This window comes from Duganella sp. Dugasp56, assembly GCF_047304105.1.
GTDB classification, from domain to species: Bacteria; Pseudomonadota; Gammaproteobacteria; order Burkholderiales; family Burkholderiaceae_D; genus Rugamonas; species Rugamonas hordei.
In genome coordinates this window covers 122,628-137,473 of record NZ_JBGLYQ010000019.1, presented here as the reverse complement: position 1 = coordinate 137,473, position 14,846 = coordinate 122,628, and the positions used below count along the sequence as shown (strand labels likewise).

Annotated in this window: 9 protein-coding genes and 1 pseudogene; 6 read left to right on the top strand and 4 right to left on the bottom strand. The window is 66.7% G+C overall.

What is annotated here, in order from left to right; all coding sequences use genetic code 11:
• The 3 genes and pseudogenes from ACCD07_RS15370 to ACCD07_RS15360 all read left to right on the top strand — a co-directional run.
• Positions 1–347 (top strand): annotated as a pseudogene (locus ACCD07_RS15370) (hypothetical protein); the annotation flags it as partial.
• Between the two features lie 72 nt (positions 348–419).
• On the top strand, positions 420–1,574 hold the full coding sequence (locus ACCD07_RS15365; protein WP_413447845.1) for an acyltransferase family protein: 1,155 nt from the start codon (positions 420–422) through the stop codon (positions 1,572–1,574).
• 68 nt (positions 1,575–1,642) lie between these two features.
• Positions 1,643–2,494 (top strand): methyltransferase domain-containing protein, encoded by an 852-nt coding sequence (locus ACCD07_RS15360; RefSeq protein ID WP_413447844.1) that lies wholly within the window; start codon positions 1,643–1,645, stop codon positions 2,492–2,494.
• Between the two features lie 19 nt (positions 2,495–2,513).
• Here the strand turns inward: ACCD07_RS15360 and ACCD07_RS15355 are convergent, their stop codons facing one another.
• Positions 2,514–4,082, bottom strand: a complete 1,569-nt coding sequence (locus tag ACCD07_RS15355) for a DEAD/DEAH box helicase (protein ID WP_413447843.1) — start codon at positions 4,080–4,082, stop codon at positions 2,514–2,516.
• A 275-nt stretch (positions 4,083–4,357) separates the two neighbouring features.
• Between ACCD07_RS15355 and ACCD07_RS15350 the strand changes: the two genes are divergently transcribed.
• Both ACCD07_RS15350 and ACCD07_RS15345 read left to right on the top strand, forming a co-directional pair.
• Positions 4,358–7,441 (top strand): diguanylate cyclase, encoded by a 3,084-nt coding sequence (locus ACCD07_RS15350; protein ID WP_413447842.1) that lies wholly within the window; start codon positions 4,358–4,360, stop codon positions 7,439–7,441.
• Between the two features lie 6 nt (positions 7,442–7,447).
• Entirely contained in the window at positions 7,448–7,630 is a 183-nt protein-coding gene (locus ACCD07_RS15345; RefSeq protein ID WP_413447841.1) for an oxidoreductase-like domain-containing protein, read from the top strand.
• Here ACCD07_RS15345 and ACCD07_RS15340 read toward each other — a convergent pair.
• From ACCD07_RS15340 to ACCD07_RS15330, 3 genes are all read right to left on the bottom strand, one after another.
• A complete protein-coding gene (locus ACCD07_RS15340) occupies positions 7,627–9,327 on the bottom strand; it encodes a methyl-accepting chemotaxis protein (RefSeq protein ID WP_353400742.1) in 1,701 nt (566 codons plus the stop codon). The two genes, ACCD07_RS15345 and ACCD07_RS15340, sit on opposite strands and share 4 nt — an antisense overlap.
• A gap of 66 nt (positions 9,328–9,393) precedes the next feature.
• Positions 9,394–11,118, bottom strand: a complete 1,725-nt coding sequence (locus tag ACCD07_RS15335; RefSeq protein ID WP_413447840.1) for an alkaline phosphatase family protein — start codon at positions 11,116–11,118, stop codon at positions 9,394–9,396.
• Entirely contained in the window at positions 11,118–13,352 is a 2,235-nt protein-coding gene (locus ACCD07_RS15330; protein WP_413447839.1) for a TonB-dependent receptor, read from the bottom strand. Before ACCD07_RS15330 ends, ACCD07_RS15335 begins: the two co-directional genes overlap by 1 nt.
• A gap of 193 nt (positions 13,353–13,545) precedes the next feature.
• On the opposite strand from ACCD07_RS15330, the gene ACCD07_RS15325 reads away from it, so the two are divergent.
• Complete coding sequence (locus tag ACCD07_RS15325) at positions 13,546–14,832, top strand: NRAMP family divalent metal transporter (RefSeq protein ID WP_413447838.1); 1,287 nt, start codon at positions 13,546–13,548, stop codon at positions 14,830–14,832.
• The last annotated feature ends 14 nt before the right edge of the window (positions 14,833–14,846 follow it).

Below are 14,846 nucleotides of genomic sequence, written 5' to 3'. Positions count from 1 at the left end.
AAACCCCCCCCCCCCGCCCCCCCCCCGCGGGGGGTTCCACGGGGGGGGCGCGGGGGGGGCCAACGGCCCGGGCCGCGCGGGCGCGGTGGGGGGGGCGCCCGCGCCCGCGCCACCTGGCCCGGCTGCTGCGCTATCCGAGCCAGTGGAGGACCTGGCTCGGCCTGTTTCCCTTCGTGCTGTGGCATTACCTGCGCCACGGCAGCCAGCAGCTGCAGCCGGTCGCGCTGACGCGGCTGGACCAGCGGCCGCACGCCGGCCCGCTGTACTACGAACAGCGGCGCTTCTACACCTACGAGGAAATGCGCCGCAACATGGCTGACTGGCTGGCGCGGCCGCGCAGCGGATAGAATTGGTGAGTTTACGTCGCGCGTAAACTGTTAGGATGGCGCCCTTCTGTAACCAATAGCAAGTACACCTGCATGACCGACAATAAAAACAGCCTGAACTGGGTGCAATTGCTGCGCGGCGTAGCCGCCCTGCTGGTGGTGCTGACCCACGCCCGCTATGCGCTGCAGAACACCGCCGGCTATCCGATAGTGGACCAGATGCTGGCGCCGGGCGCGCTGGGCGTCGACCTGTTCTTCATCATCAGCGGCTTCATCATGTGCTACTCCACCGCCGACGCCGACGGCAGCCCGGCCTACGTGGCGCGCTTCGTCATCAAGCGCTTCGCGCGCGTGTGGCCGGCCTACGCGGCGGCGGTGCTGCTGGCGGTGTACGTCATCCACGACGGCGTCGGCTACTTCCATGCGGCCGACAACCGCCGCGCCTTCTGGCATACGCTGGGCATGCTGCCCTTCGATCCGCGCCACGCGCCGTATTTCGGGCTGACGCTGGTGATCGCCTGGACGCTGGAATTCGAAATGTATTTCTACCTGGTCTTTGCCGCCAGCCTGCTGTTCAGGCGCCTGCGCTGGCTGGCGCTGGCCGCGTGGGTGCTGCTGACGGTGATCGTGCTGCCGCTGGGCCGGCGCGGCTTCGACATGGACATCACGCGCGACCTCGGCTATTCGACCGGCTACCTGAGCATCGTCACCAGCCCGTTCGTGCTGGAGTTCGCCGCCGGCGTGCTGATCGGCTGGATCTATCAGCAGAAATGGGCCCGCATCCGCAGCGCGCCGGTGGCGCGGCATGTGATGTGGCTGGGCGCGGCCTTCGCGCTGTGGGCGATCTACAGCCACTTGATCGCCGACCATGGCCCGACCCGCTACGGCTGGCCGCTGGCCCTGATGATGCTGTGCGTGGCGCTGGGCAGCAAGACCGTCGAGCTCAGGGTGCCGGCGCTGTGCATGTGGCTGGGGTCGATTTCGTATTCGCTGTACCTGACCCATCTGATCACGCAAAACTTCATCATGAAGACGCTGGTGCGCGTGGGGCTGGAACCGCTGTTCGCGACTTGGAGCTATGTGTTCCTGTCGACCGCCTGCGCGCTGTCGTTCGCCGCGCTGTTCCACCACTATCTGGAGCGGGGCTTGTCCGATATCGTCCGCCACCGGCTGCTGGGCCTGGTGACCGCACGGCCGGCGGCGCCCGCGCTGCCGGCCGCCGGACAAATTGTCCGCAAGACCGGCTAATGCGTTGGCCGTCCGCCGGATATTGTTATATATTCAACCCTATTCCAACTGAGTGAACAGGGCGTTAAATGAATTGTCTCGTCTGCGCGCAGCAAACGATGCCGGGCCTGTCGGCCTGGCATCGCGTCTGCCCGGCCTGCCGCTATGAGAGCGCGGCGCTGGAACCCACCATCAATGACGCCCAAGTCCACGTGCAGGTGGACGAGGCGCAGCGCGAGGCGGGCCTGAAGGCCATCCGCCAGGAAAATTTCAAGACCATCATCGGGTATGCGACCGCGCAGGCGGCGCCGGGCGCGCGCCGCCTGCTGGACGTCGGCGCCGCGCACGGCTGGTTCCTCGAGGCGGCCAGCGGCCATTTCCAGGTGCTGGGCATGGAGCCGGACACGGCGGTGGCGCAACAGACGGCCGCCCGCGGCCTGCCCGTGCGCCAGGGCTTCTTTCCCGACGCGCTGGAGGCGGACGAACGCTTCGACGTGATCGTCTTCAACGACGTGATCGAGCACATCCCGGATATCCGCTCGGCGCTGGCCGCCTGCCATGAGCGCCTGACGCCCGGCGGCATCCTGGTGCTCAACCTGCCCAACAGCCGCGGCTTCTTTTACCGGCTGTCGAAGCTGTTTGCCCGCGCAGGCTGGCGCGCGCCGTTCGAGCGGCTATGGCAGAAAGGCTTGCCGTCGCCGCATGTGCATTATTTCCAGGCAGAGAACTTGAGCCGGCTGGTCGGCATGCAGGGATTGGAACTGAAGATGACGGCCGAGCTGCCGGCCGTGCGCGCGGCTGGCATGCTCGAACGGCTGCGCTGCGCCAGCCAGGGCAAGATGCTCGGCGTCTACGCGCAATATGCCGCCGTCATGCTGGCGCTGCCGCTGCTGCGGATGTTCCCCAGCGATATAGTGGTGTGCATCTACCGCAAGCCGTAGCAGCGCACCTGCCCGCCGCTCAGGGCTTGGGCGCGCCGCCCAGCAGGAAGGCGATCTTCTGCTTGGGCTTGGAGGCGGCCGCGCCGCCCAGCGTGGCCGACGGCGCCGGCGTGGCGGCCTTGGCCGGTTCGTAAGGCTTGAGGAACCACGGGTCGACCTTCTCGCGGCGCGAGCCGTACGAGGAGGCGCCGGCGGTGCGCGGCGCGGGACGATCGCCCCGGTCACCCCGGTCGGATGGACGACCGGCCGACGACGAGGCGCCGCGCGGCGCTTCGTCGCGGCGCGGGCGGCGTTCGCCGCGCTCGTCGCCGCCGTACGACGGCGCCGGGTTGAAGCCGTCCAGCTCGCCGCGGCGGATGGACTGCTTGATCAGTTTCTCGATGTCGGTCAGCAGGCGCTCGTCCTTGTCCGAATAGATCGAGATGGCGTCGCCGGAGGCGCCGGCGCGGCCGGTGCGGCCGATGCGGTGCACATAGTCTTCGGCGTTGTACGGCAGGTCGTAGTTGATCACGCACGGCAGGTCGGTGATGTCGAGGCCGCGCGCGGCGACGTCGGTGGCGACCAGGATGTCGATCTCGCCCTTCTTGAACGATTCCAGCGCGGCCATGCGCTCCTGCTGCGTCTTGTCGCCGTGGATGGCGACGGCCTTCATGCCTTCCTGCTCCAGTCCCTTGGCCAGGCGCGAGGCGCCGATCTTGGTGTTGGAGAAGATGATCACCTGCTTCAGCTCGCGCTGGCGCAGCAGGTGGGCGGTCAAGGCGTGCTTCTGGTTTTCCGGCACCTTGTACACCACCTGGGTGACCTTGTCGGCGGTCTGGTTGCTGCGCGCCACTTCGATCGTCACCGGGTTGCTGAGGAAGGTGTTGGCCAGCTTCTTGATCTCGGGCGAGAACGTGGCCGAGAACATCAGGTTCTGGCGCTTGGCCGGCAGCAGGTTGATGATGCGCTGCAGGTCCGGCAGGAAGCCCATGTCGAGCATGCGGTCGGCTTCGTCCATGACCAGCATCTGCACCTGGCCCAGGCTGATGTTCTTTTGTTCGACGTGGTCCAGCAGGCGGCCCGGGGTGGCGATGACGATCTCGACGCCGGCCTTCAGGATCACGGTCTGGCCCTTCATGTCCATGCCGCCGAACACCACGGTCGAGCGCAGCGGCGTGTGCTGGGCGTAGGCCTTGACGTTCTCGGCCACCTGCACCGCCAGTTCGCGGGTCGGGGTCAGGATCAGCGCGCGCACCGGGTGGCGCGCCGGCGAGGTGCTGCTGCTGGCGTGGGCCAGCAGCATCTGGATGATGGGCAGCGCGAAGCCGGCGGTCTTGCCGGTGCCGGTCTGGGCCGCGCCCATGACGTCGCGCCCCTGCAGCAGCACGGGAATCGCCTGCGCCTGGATCGGCGTCGGGTGCACATAGCCCTGGCCGGTCAGCGCGCGCAGGATGTCCGGCGACAGGCCGAAATCGGCAAAGCGGACTTGGGCGACGACTGGTTCGGCAGGCGCGGCGGCCACGGCAGGTTCGGCGGCAGGTTCGGCCACGGCTGGGGCTTCGGCGGCTGGCGCGGGAACGGACGGGGTGATGATCTCGGTTTCGGACATAATGTGTGCGGCGGCCCGCAGCGGACAGCCAAGCTTTCTTCAATTAACGACGTATTGTGCGCTGCCCGCCCGGACGGAGTTACAACTTGGAGGAAGTGCGGAAGGACTGACGGGGCGGCAGCGCGGCCACAGCAGGATACAATGAGCGCCGTAAACTATACCCTAAATCGGGGCAACTGCGCTAAAAACCAGCACTTATATACGGAATCAATTGCATCAATGGCATGTATAATAGCCATTCTGTACAGAAACTGCACGCCATCGGAAATCCCCACATGCCCCCGCTCTTGCCGGTTCTACGCCGCTTCCTGCCGCTATTCCTGTTGCTGATTTCGCTGTTCTCCCAGGCCACGCCGGCGCCGTCGCTGCGCTTCAAGAAGCTGGGACCGCTGGGCGGCGACGAGCCGTCGATGCTGTCGCTGATGCAGGACCGCAAAGGCTTCGTGTGGGTCGGCACCCACACCAACGGCCTGTACCGCTACAACGGCTACCAGGCGGTCAAGTACATCAACAATCCCAACGACCCGGCCAGCCTGCCGCACGACCGCGTGTCGGCCATCTACGAGGACAAGCAGGGCCGCATCTGGGCCGGCACCCAGAACGGCCTGGCCCGCTTCAACCCGGAGAGCAACAACTTCACGCTGTTCGCGCCGCCGGGCAAGGCGCCGAAGAACCACCGCATCATCAAGAACATCATTTCCGACGGCAAGGACGGCATGTGGGTCGGCAGCTGGGGCGGCCTGCAGCACTTCAATCCCAACACCGGCAAGTTCACCGTCTACGCCCACGACGAGGCCGATCCGGGCAGCCTGGCCAGCAACGACCTGAACGCGCTGGCGCTGGACGCCAGGGGCGGCGTCTGGATCGGCACCTGGCCCGGCGGGCTGGACTACCTGGCGCCCGGCGCCACCACATTCCAGCACCACCAGGTCGACCCGGCCACCAAGCCGGACGCGCGCGTCAACATCGTCCGCGCGCTGCAGTTCGACAACACCGGCGCGCTGTGGATAGGCACCGAGTCCGGCGTCATCCGCTGGGACGGCAAGAGCGACTGGGACGCGCGCAAGGCCGTGGCCTCGCCGTACAGCCGCATCACCAACTTCAACATCGACAACAAGGGCACCCTGTGGTGCACCACCCTGTCGGCCGGCCTGCTGCGCTGGAACGAATCGACCGGCGAGTTCGACCAGTTCGTGCACGCCGCAGACGACCCCTACAGCCTGCCCGGCGACAACCTGCGCGCCGTCATGCAGGACCGCGGCGGCATGCTGTGGATCGCCTCCTTCACCGACGGCATCAGCCTGGCCAACCTGTCGAGCGAAGGCTTCACCCGCCACGTGCCGTTCCGCATCGACAGCCGCTCGGCGCCGGCCAGCAACGCACTGCTGAGCCTGGCCCGCGCGCCGGGCGGCCGCGTCTGGCTCGGCGGCAACGTCGGCATGAGCTTGTACGACCCGGCCACCAGCACCGTGGTGCGCAGCTACCACGCCGACGACAAGACGCCCGGCAAGCTGAGCCATTCCATCGTCTACAGCATGTACCAGGACGACGAGGGCAAGGGCCCGCTGTGGCTGGGCACGTCGAACGGCCTGAACCGCCTGGACACGCCGGACAGCCCGTTCCAGGTGATCCACTTCGGCAATACCGCCAGCGACTATATCAACGCCATCGCGCCCGGCGCCGGCGGCGTGCTGTGGCTGGCCACCGGCAACAGCCTGATCCGCTACGAGATCAAGACCGACGCCCGCAAGATCTATTACAACGACGCCCAGGACCCGACCACGCGCAGCGTCAACGGCACCTCGGCCGTGCTGGAGGACCGCGCCGGCCGCGTCTGGGCCGGCTCGGAATGGAACGGCGGCGGCCTCGACCTGCTGGACCCGGCCAGCGGCAAGTTCCGCCATTTCCGCCACGCCGGCGACGATACGGCCAGCCTCAGCGACGACAACATCGCCAGCCTGCACGAGGATGGCCAGGGCCGGGTCTGGGTCGGCACCAGCAAGGGCCTGAACCTGGTGGTGTTCAAGCCGGACGGCACGGTCAGTTTCAAATCCTACGCGGCGGCCATGCGCGCGCCCAAGATCCTCGCCATCGAGCACGACCTCGACGGCAAGATCTGGTGCAGCACCATCGCCGGCCTGTACCGCCTCGACCCGGCCACCGGCCAGGTCAGCCATTTCTCCGCGTCGGACGGCCTGACCGAGGGCTTCACCGTCAACTCCTCGTCGATGGACGCCAAGGGCACCCTGTATTTCGGCGGCGTGCACGGCATGACGGCGGTGACGCCGGGCGCCGTGCGCTCGAGCTCGGTCGCGCCGCAGGTGGCGATCACCGACATCACCGTGTTCAACCACTCGCTGCAGGACGGCAAGCCGGGCGAGAACGTCAAGGCCGAGGGGCCGGTGACGTCGCCGACGGCGCTGACCTTGTCGTCGCAGGCGTCGGTGTTCTCGCTGGAATTCGCCGCGCTGCACTACACCGAGCCGGCCGAGAACCGCTATGCCTACCAGCTGCAGGGCTTCGACCGCGACTGGGTCGAGACCGACGCCGCGCACCGCAGCGCCAGCTACACCAACCTCAATCCCGGCCACTACGTGTTCCGGGTCAAGGCCGCCAACCACCTGGGCGTGTGGAATCCCGAGCCGGCCACCCTGCGCATCACGATCACGCCGCCGTTCTGGCAGCGCTGGTGGTTCCGCGCCGGCGCGGCCGCGCTGGTGCTCGGCTCGCTGCTGCTGGCCTACAAGATCCGCATCGCCCGCCTGACGCGCACCCAGGCCAAGCTGGAGCAGCTGGTGGCCGCGCGCACCGGCGAGCTGGAGGAATCGAACCGCAAGCTGGCCGCGCTGAGCACCACCGACGGCCTGACCGGCGTCAGCAACCGCCGCGGTTTCGACCTGGCGCTGGAAGCCGAATGGCGCCGCGCCGCGCGCACCGGCCAGGCGGTGGCGCTGCTGATGCTGGACGTCGACTACTTCAAGAAGTACAACGACCATTACGGCCACCAGGCCGGCGACGCGGCGCTGCGCACGGTGGCCGAACTGATCACCGCGCACGGCCGCCGCACCAGCGACCTGGTGGCGCGCTACGGCGGCGAGGAATTCGCGCTGCTGGCGGCGGCCACCGACACGGCCGACGCCTTCGGCATCGCCGAGGAAATCTGCGCCGAGCTGGCGCGCCGCAAGATGCCGCACCTGCAGTCGCCGTTCGGGCATCTGACGATCAGCGTCGGCGTGGCGGTGATGGTGCCGACCGAGGACAGCTCGCCGGAACTGCTGGTGCAGGCGGCCGACCGCGCCCTGTACCGCGCCAAGGAAAAGGGCCGCAACATGGCGCTGCTGGCCATCGCGGAGGAGTAGGCGGGAATGGACGGGCAGAGCACGCCGGCGGCCGACGATCCGATGCCGGTGCCGCCGCAGCCGCCGCAACCGGGCGACTGCTGCCACAGCGGCTGCACCTTCTGCGTCGAGGACATGTACCAGGATGAGCTGGAGCGCTACCACGCGGCGCTCAAGGCCTGGCGGGAGCGCCAGCCGGGCGGCGCCTAGAAGGTTTCCCAATCGTCGCCGGCCACGCTTTGCTTGACCGGGTTCTTCAGCGCGGGCCTGACCACGGCCGTCGCGGCGCGCGTGACAGCCTTCGCTGGCACAGCCGCCGGCTTGCGGCGCGGCGCGGATGGCGGCTGCGCCGTGCTGCTCGCCAGCAGCTTGAACACGCTGACCACCTCGCTCAGCCTGGCCGCCTGCTCCTGCATCGACTCGGCAGCCGCCGCGGCCTGCTCCACCAGCGCCGCGTTTTGCTGCGTCACCTGGTCCATCTGCACGATCGCGGTGTTGACCTGCTCGATGCCATGGCTCTGCTCCGTGCTGGCCGCCGTGATCTCGCTCATGATGTCGGTCACCCGGGTGATGCTGCTGACGATCTCGCCCATCGTCGCGCCCGCCTGGCCGACCAGCTGCGAGCCTGCATCCACCTTCTCGACCGAATCGCCGATCAGCTGCTTGATGTCCTTGGCCGCCGCCGCCGAGCGCTGGGCCAGGTTGCGCACCTCGCTGGCGACCACGGCGAATCCCCTGCCCTGCTCGCCCGCGCGCGCCGCCTCGACCGCCGCATTCAGCGCCAGGATATTGGTCTGGAACGCGATGCCGTCGATGACGGAAATGATGTCGACGATCTTGCGCGACGATTCGTTGATGGATGCCATCGTCACCACCACCCGCTCCACCACGTCGCCGCCCTTGACCGCGATGCCGGAGGCCGACTGCGCCAGCTGGTTGGCCTGGCGCGCGTTGTCGGCGTTTTGCTTGACGGTGCTGGTCAGCTCTTCCATCGACGACGCCGTTTCTTCAAGCGAACTGGCCTGTTCCTCGGTGCGCGACGACAGATCCTGGTTGCCGCTGGCGATCTGCGACGACGCCGTGGCGATGGTATCCGTGCCGCTGCGCACCTGGCTGACCAGGCCCTGCAGGTTGCTGGTCATGTCCTTCAGCGCCTGCATCAACTGCCCCGTTTCGCAGGCGGACCTGACGTCGATGCTGCGGGTCAGGTCGCCGTCGGCCACGCCGCGCGCCAGCGACACCGCCTCCCGCAACGGCGCCGAGACGATGCGCGCCACCCACATCGCCAGCGCCATGCCGATGCCGATGCTCAGCACAAGGAACACTATGGCCGTCGTGCGGGCGCTGTTGTAGGTGGTGGTGGCAAGCTCGCTGGCGGCGTTGCCGCCGTCGGTATTGAGTTTGACCAGCTTGTTGACGGCAGCCGTCATGTCGCTGAGGAACTTGGCCGACTGGCCGCTGGCCACGGCGCGCGCCTCGACTTTCTGGTTGGCGCGCGACAGCGTCATCATCTTGGCGTGCTCGGCCATGAACGAGGTCCAGCCGGCATCGAATTCGCCGGCCAGCGCTTTTTCCTGCGGGCTGGAGATCAGCTTTTCGTAGCCGGCGCGATGGGCCTTCAGCGTGGCCATGGTGTCGTCCATGCGCTTCTCGTAGCCGGCCATGCCTTTTTCATCGTCGTTGAGCAGGTGGGCCAGCTCCCAGCGGCGGTAGTCGCCGACGTCCGCGCGCAGCTCCAGCACGGCGCGCACGCTGGGCATCCAGTTTTCCGCCAGGTCGGTGGAGGACTGGTTGACGCGCGCCATCGAGACGATGCCGCTGATGCCCATCGCCAGCGTCAGCGCCAGGACCGCGCCAAAGGAAACGATCAGCTTGGTGGCGATTTTCAGGTCATAAAACCATTTCATGGCGATCTCCTCAACGCGGCACTGAGTCAATCAGTATGCAGCGTTGTGGAGCGCGGGGCAACAGTGTCAGCGACGGGCGTTGGAAAAGTCAAACAAATTCATCAAATCGCCGATGGCCGGACGGTTGACCGGCACGTACGGGTCGGCCTTGCCGTGCACCGGGTTGGGCAGGTTATCGCGGCTGCGCGGCGAGATCGGCGGCAGCGACCAGTTGCGCTCGATGAACTTGGCGATCGACGCGTGATCGTAGTAGGTGTGGTCGACCGCGCCTTTTTTGGCCCACGGCGAAATGGCGATCAGCGGGATGCGCGTGCCGTCGCCGAAGAAATCGATCGCCTGCACATAGCCGGAATCGTAGTAGCCGCCGCCCTCGTCGAAGGTGACCAGGATCGCCGTGCTCTTCCACAGCGCCGGATTGGCCTTGACCCGCTCCATCACGCCGGCCACCAGTTCGTCGAAGCTGGTTTCCATCGCATAGCCGGGATGGCCGGAGATGCTGTCGTACGGGGCGATCACCGCCACCGACGGGAAGCTGGCGGCGTCCTTGACGTCGACATAGAACTGCATCAGGTCGACCAGCTTGTCCTTGTCCGGTCCGTTCATCGTCGAGCTGAAGAAAGTCGGCGTGTCGCACATGCCGCAGTATTCCTTGTCGAGCTTCTTACCGTCGTTGCGGCCGCCGCTATACCACTTCCACGACACGCCGCCGGCCGTCATCGCGTCGCCGATGTGCGGCATCGACTGCGGCGGCAGCAGGAACTTGTCCGGGCCCAGCGGCAGCGGTTCGCCCGACGGCGCGTACGCCGGATCGAGGTTGTTGACCATGTAGTAGTGGCCGGGCGCGCAGTTGCCGTCGTTGAAGGCGCGGTAAGGCAGGCCGGCCAGCAGGGCGCGGATGCCGGCCACGCCGGGCTGTTCCGGGTCGGCGCAGTTGACGTAGGTGCCGCCGCGATAGCCGTCCTCGGTGTACCAGTTGTTGGTGCCGGGCTGGGCGTCGGGATTCTCGATCAGCTTGGCCGGCGGCACGGCGGCCTGGCCGTTTTCCGTGTAGTAGCCGACGTCGGCCGTCGCCAGCGCGAAGTAGTTGGCGGTGGTGCCGCCCATGATGGGCTGGTGGTAGTTGTCGGCGATCGCGTACTGGTCGGCCAGGCGCTTGAACAGCGGCGCGTCGCCGGTGGACATATTGTAGAAGCCCATCGCCACGCCGCCCTGCAGCGTCCTGCCCGGCGTCATCGGCGTCGGATAGGGATTGCTGGGGCCGGGACCGGTCTGGTCGGCCACCCAGACGAAGTAATCGTTCTTGCCGCCGTCGACCTGCTGCCACATCTGGAAGAAGCGGTGCGTCGGGTCGCCCGTGTGGGCGCCGTAGCTGACGTGGTGGGTGATCTGGAACGGACCATTGGGCAGGTTGGACGGGAAGCGCGCGTCCGGCACATCCTGGCGCTGGCCGAAGGCGCCGCCGGCCCACGGCTGCGGCAGGATGCCGTAGACGCCGTTGAATTCCGGCGTCGGCGTGTAGGCGCCGGCGGACAGGCCCAGCTTCTGGGCCGCGTCGGCAAAGCGCGGACCCGGCGTGCCGTCCTTGTTGACGATTTTCTTCGACAACAGGTTGGACACCGTCTGTCCCTTGCGCGGCTGGTACACGCCGTACAGGTTGTCAAACGTGCGGTTCTCGCCCACCAGCACGATGACGTGCTCGATAGGCGTTGTGCTCAGAGCGGAACTCGCACCGGCCGCTGCGGCGGCCGAGGATATCAGGGCACCGCAGCAGGCCAGCGCGAGGCGGCGCATTACAGCTTGCCGTTCAAGGTGACGAACAGCTGGCGCGGCGCGCCGGTCAGCAGCGTTTGCGCGGTGCCGGTCGGGTCGCTGGCCTGGAAGCCATTGGAACCGATGGTGCTGATGTACTGCTTGTCGAACAGGTTGGTGACGTTCACTTGCAGCGACAGGTCCTTCAGCGCGCCCAGGTTCTTCATCTTGTAGCCGGCCGACAGGTTGGCCAGCCAGAACGATGGCACGCCGCCGTCGTTCAGGTAGGTGTAGTAGCGCTTGCCGGTGTACTTGCCGCCGACGCGGGCGAACCAGGTGCCGCTTTCATACGACGCCTCGGTGTTGAACAGGTTGCGCGGCGCATCGACCACGGTCTTGCCGCTGACGGCCACCAGGGTGCTGCCGTCCATGTAGTTCGACTTGTACTTGGAATCGTTGAAGGTGTACGAGTTGAACCAGCTGATTTCGCGGTTGAACTTCCACACGGCGATCGCCTCGACGCCCTTGGTGTCGACCTTGCCGACGTTGACAAAGGTCGACGGGCAGCCGACGATGCCGGCGCAGGTGGCCACGCTCAGCTGGCGGTCGTCGAAGTTGGCGCTGTAGACGGCCAGCGAACCCTGGATGTCGGCGCGCTTGAAGCGGTAACCGAGGTCGACGTTGACCGAGGTTTCCGGCTTCAGGTTGGCCTTGCCGGCGTTGTAGGCGACCTGGGTCTGCGAGAACGGACCGGACACGCCCGGCTGGTGCGCGCGCATGTTTTTCGATGCGGAAGCGAACACTTCGTCGTCGGCGCTGATGGCGTAGTTGACGCCGGCCTGCGGCAGGAATTTCTTCTGCGCGTCCAGGTCGCCGGCGGCGCGGGTGCCGACGATGTTGGTGGCCTTGATGTCGACGTCCATCGCCTTGAAGCCGGCGTTGAACTTCAGCTTGCCGTCCATGGCGCTGACGGTGTCGGCCAGGTAGTACTGCGAGGTGGTGGTGATGAAGTTCTGCTTGAAGTCGGTGCGGAACGGATTGGCCAGGAAATACATGGTGTCGGCCGGACCGGTCACGCCGTAGTAGTTGCGGCTGACGGTGTGGTTGCTGCGCTCGCCCCAGACGCCGGCGGTGATGGTGTGGTTGCCCAGTTCCCAGCTCAGGTCGCTGGTGACGCCGTCGCGGCCGATCGAGTATTCGGTGGTGCGCAGCGAGATCGGATTGGCGGCGTCGGTCGCCACGTACGGGGTGTACCAGTGGCCCTGGCCGTCGTTGTCGTGGTGGTAGAGCGTGGTCTTCAGGTCGAGCGCCGGGGTCAGGTGCAGGTCCAGCGTCAGGCCGCCGATGGTGTCCTTGCGCAGGCCGCCGGCCGAGTAGTAGGCGTCGTCCAGGCTGTTGACGCCGCCGGTGTAGATGCCCTTGGCGGCATTGACCGCGCGCTGCCAGTCCGGCTGGTAGTTGTCCCAGCCGTAGCCCAGGCGGCGCACCATTTCCAGCGACACGTCCTGGTAGTCGACTTCGCGGCGGTCGGAGTAGTTGACGAAGCCGGTCAGGCTGTTTTCGCCGAAGTTGAACACGAAGCGCGAGTTCAGCTGGTCCTGGTCCTGGCCGCCGGCGCCCTTGGTCTTGTCGGTGCGCTGGCGGGTGCCGCTGATGAAGGCCTTGACCGCGCCGTTGATCAGGCCGGTATCGACGCGGGCGAAGGTGCGCGAGGTCGAATCGCTGCCGAAGGTTTGCGCGAAGGTCAGGCCGCGCTCGTCGGTCGGCGCCAGCGTGAAGAATTGCACGGTGCCGCCCAGGTTGCTGGTCGACGCGGTGCCGACCGAGCCGGCGCCCTGCGACACCGACACGCTGCCGATGTTTTCCGACGAGACGGCGCGGCTGATGTGCAGGCCGTTGTTGTTACCGTAGCTCATGTCGCCGAGCGGGATGCCGTCCAGTGTGAAGCCCAGCTGGTTCTGGTTGAAGCCGCGGATGCTGAAGCGGGTCGACCATTCATAGGCGCCGAACGGGTCGGAGGACTGGAAGTTCACGCCTGGCAGTTTTTCCAGCACCTTCAACGGGCTGGTGCCCGGCAGCGCTTCGGCCAGATCGGCCTTGTTGATGTTCTGCACCTGGCGCGACTGGCCGCGGCCGGTGATTTCCACCGTTTGCACCGGACCGACGATGGCGCCGGCGACCGAGCTGTCGTCGGCCGAGTCCGTTGCATAAGCGTGGAAAGCCAAGGTTTGCAGTACCACCAGGCACAAAGGTTTCAAAGGGAAGCGCTGTTGCATGATTGTTTTTCTTTCTTGCTGGTTAGTGGAAACTAGTCTGGAACTAAACTGGCAAGATTGTAGGAAGCGCATATGACGTTGCGATGACGGCGCTGTGACATATTGGTGACATGGCAACATGTGTTCATCCAGCGTACGCCAACGTACGGACTCTCCCATGGCGCCGACCTAGCATGGAACAAAGGAGAGCACTATGGATATGAGCACACCGTCACCGGCGCCGGCGGCAAAAGCGGGCTGGCTGAGCAAACTGGGCCCGGGCCTGATCACCGGCGCCGCCGACGACGACCCCAGCGGCATCGCCACCTATTCGCAGGCCGGCGCGCAGTTCGGCTACGGCATGCTGTGGACGGTGCTGCTGACGTATCCGCTGATGGTCGGCATCCAGGCGATCAGCGCGCACATCGGCCGGGTCAGCGGACACGGCCTGGCGACCAATATCCGCCGCCACTTTCCGGCGCCGCTGCTGTACGCCATCGTCGGCCTGCTGCTGGTGGCCAACACCATCAACATCGCCGCCGACATCGCCGCCATGGGCCAGGCGGTGCAGCTGCTGGCCGGCGGCGGCGCGCACTGGTATGCGGCGGGAGCCGGCCTGCTGTCGCTGGTGCTGCAGGTGACCTTGCCGTACAGCCGCTATGTGCGCGTGCTGAAGTGGCTGACGCTGAGCCTGCTGGCCTACGTCGGCACCGCGCTGCTGCTCAAGCTGCCGTGGCTGACGGTGCTGCACGATGCGCTGCTGCCCAAGCTGTCGTGGCAGCCGGTGTACATCACCATGGTGGTGGCGATCTTCGGCACCACCATCAGCCCGTATCTGTTCTTCTGGCAAGCCTCGCAGGAAGTGGAGGACTTGCGTGCCGATCCCAAGGCCAAGGCGCTCAAGCATGCGAGCGAACAGGCGCCGGCTCAACTCCGCCGCATCAAGATCGACACCGTGGTCGGCATGGGCTTTTCCAACCTGGTGGCGATGTTCATCATGCTGACCACCGCCGCCACGCTGGGCGCGCATGGCGTGACGCAGATCGAGTCGTCGGCACAGGCGGCGTCGGCGCTGCGGCCGATCGCCGGCGACTTTGCGTTCGCGCTGTTCAGCATGGGCATCATCGGCACCGGCCTGCTGGCGGTGCCGGTGTTGGCGGGCTCGGCCGCCTACGCCATCGCCGGCGCGATGAGCTGGAAGAACAGCCTGGAGCTGGAGATGTCGGGGGCGAAAAAATTCTACGGCATCATCATCGCCTCGACGGTGATCGGCACCGCGCTGTGCTTCACCCATGTCGATCCGATCAAGGCGCTGTACTGGAGCGCGGTGGTCAACGGCGTGATCTCGGTGCCCATCATGGCGGTGGTGATGCTGCTGGCGGCGCGGCCGTCGGTGATGGGCAAGCTGGTGATCTCGCGCCGCCTGACCGTGCTGGGCTGGCTGTGCACCGGCGTCATGGCGGCGGCCGTGCTGGCGATGTTCGCCACGATGGGAAAATAATCGGGTAAGCTTGG

What these genes read in the sequence shown, in the direction of transcription:
- ACCD07_RS15365 (WP_413447845.1), top strand. Translation starts at nt 420, where the DNA reads ATGACCGACAATAAAAACAGCCTGAACTGGGTGCAATTGCTGCGCGGC.
- ACCD07_RS15360 (WP_413447844.1), top strand. Translation starts at nt 1,643, where the DNA reads ATGAATTGTCTCGTCTGCGCGCAGCAAACGATGCCGGGCCTGTCGGCC.
- ACCD07_RS15355 (WP_413447843.1), bottom strand. Translation starts at nt 4,082, where the DNA reads ATGTCCGAAACCGAGATCATCACCCCGTCCGTTCCCGCGCCAGCCGCC.
- ACCD07_RS15350 (WP_413447842.1), top strand. Translation starts at nt 4,358, where the DNA reads ATGCCCCCGCTCTTGCCGGTTCTACGCCGCTTCCTGCCGCTATTCCTG.
- ACCD07_RS15345 (WP_413447841.1), top strand. Translation starts at nt 7,448, where the DNA reads ATGGACGGGCAGAGCACGCCGGCGGCCGACGATCCGATGCCGGTGCCG.
- ACCD07_RS15340 (WP_353400742.1), bottom strand. Translation starts at nt 9,327, where the DNA reads ATGAAATGGTTTTATGACCTGAAAATCGCCACCAAGCTGATCGTTTCC.
- ACCD07_RS15335 (WP_413447840.1), bottom strand. Translation starts at nt 11,118, where the DNA reads ATGCGCCGCCTCGCGCTGGCCTGCTGCGGTGCCCTGATATCCTCGGCC.
- ACCD07_RS15330 (WP_413447839.1), bottom strand. Translation starts at nt 13,352, where the DNA reads ATGCAACAGCGCTTCCCTTTGAAACCTTTGTGCCTGGTGGTACTGCAA.
- ACCD07_RS15325 (WP_413447838.1), top strand. Translation starts at nt 13,546, where the DNA reads ATGGATATGAGCACACCGTCACCGGCGCCGGCGGCAAAAGCGGGCTGG.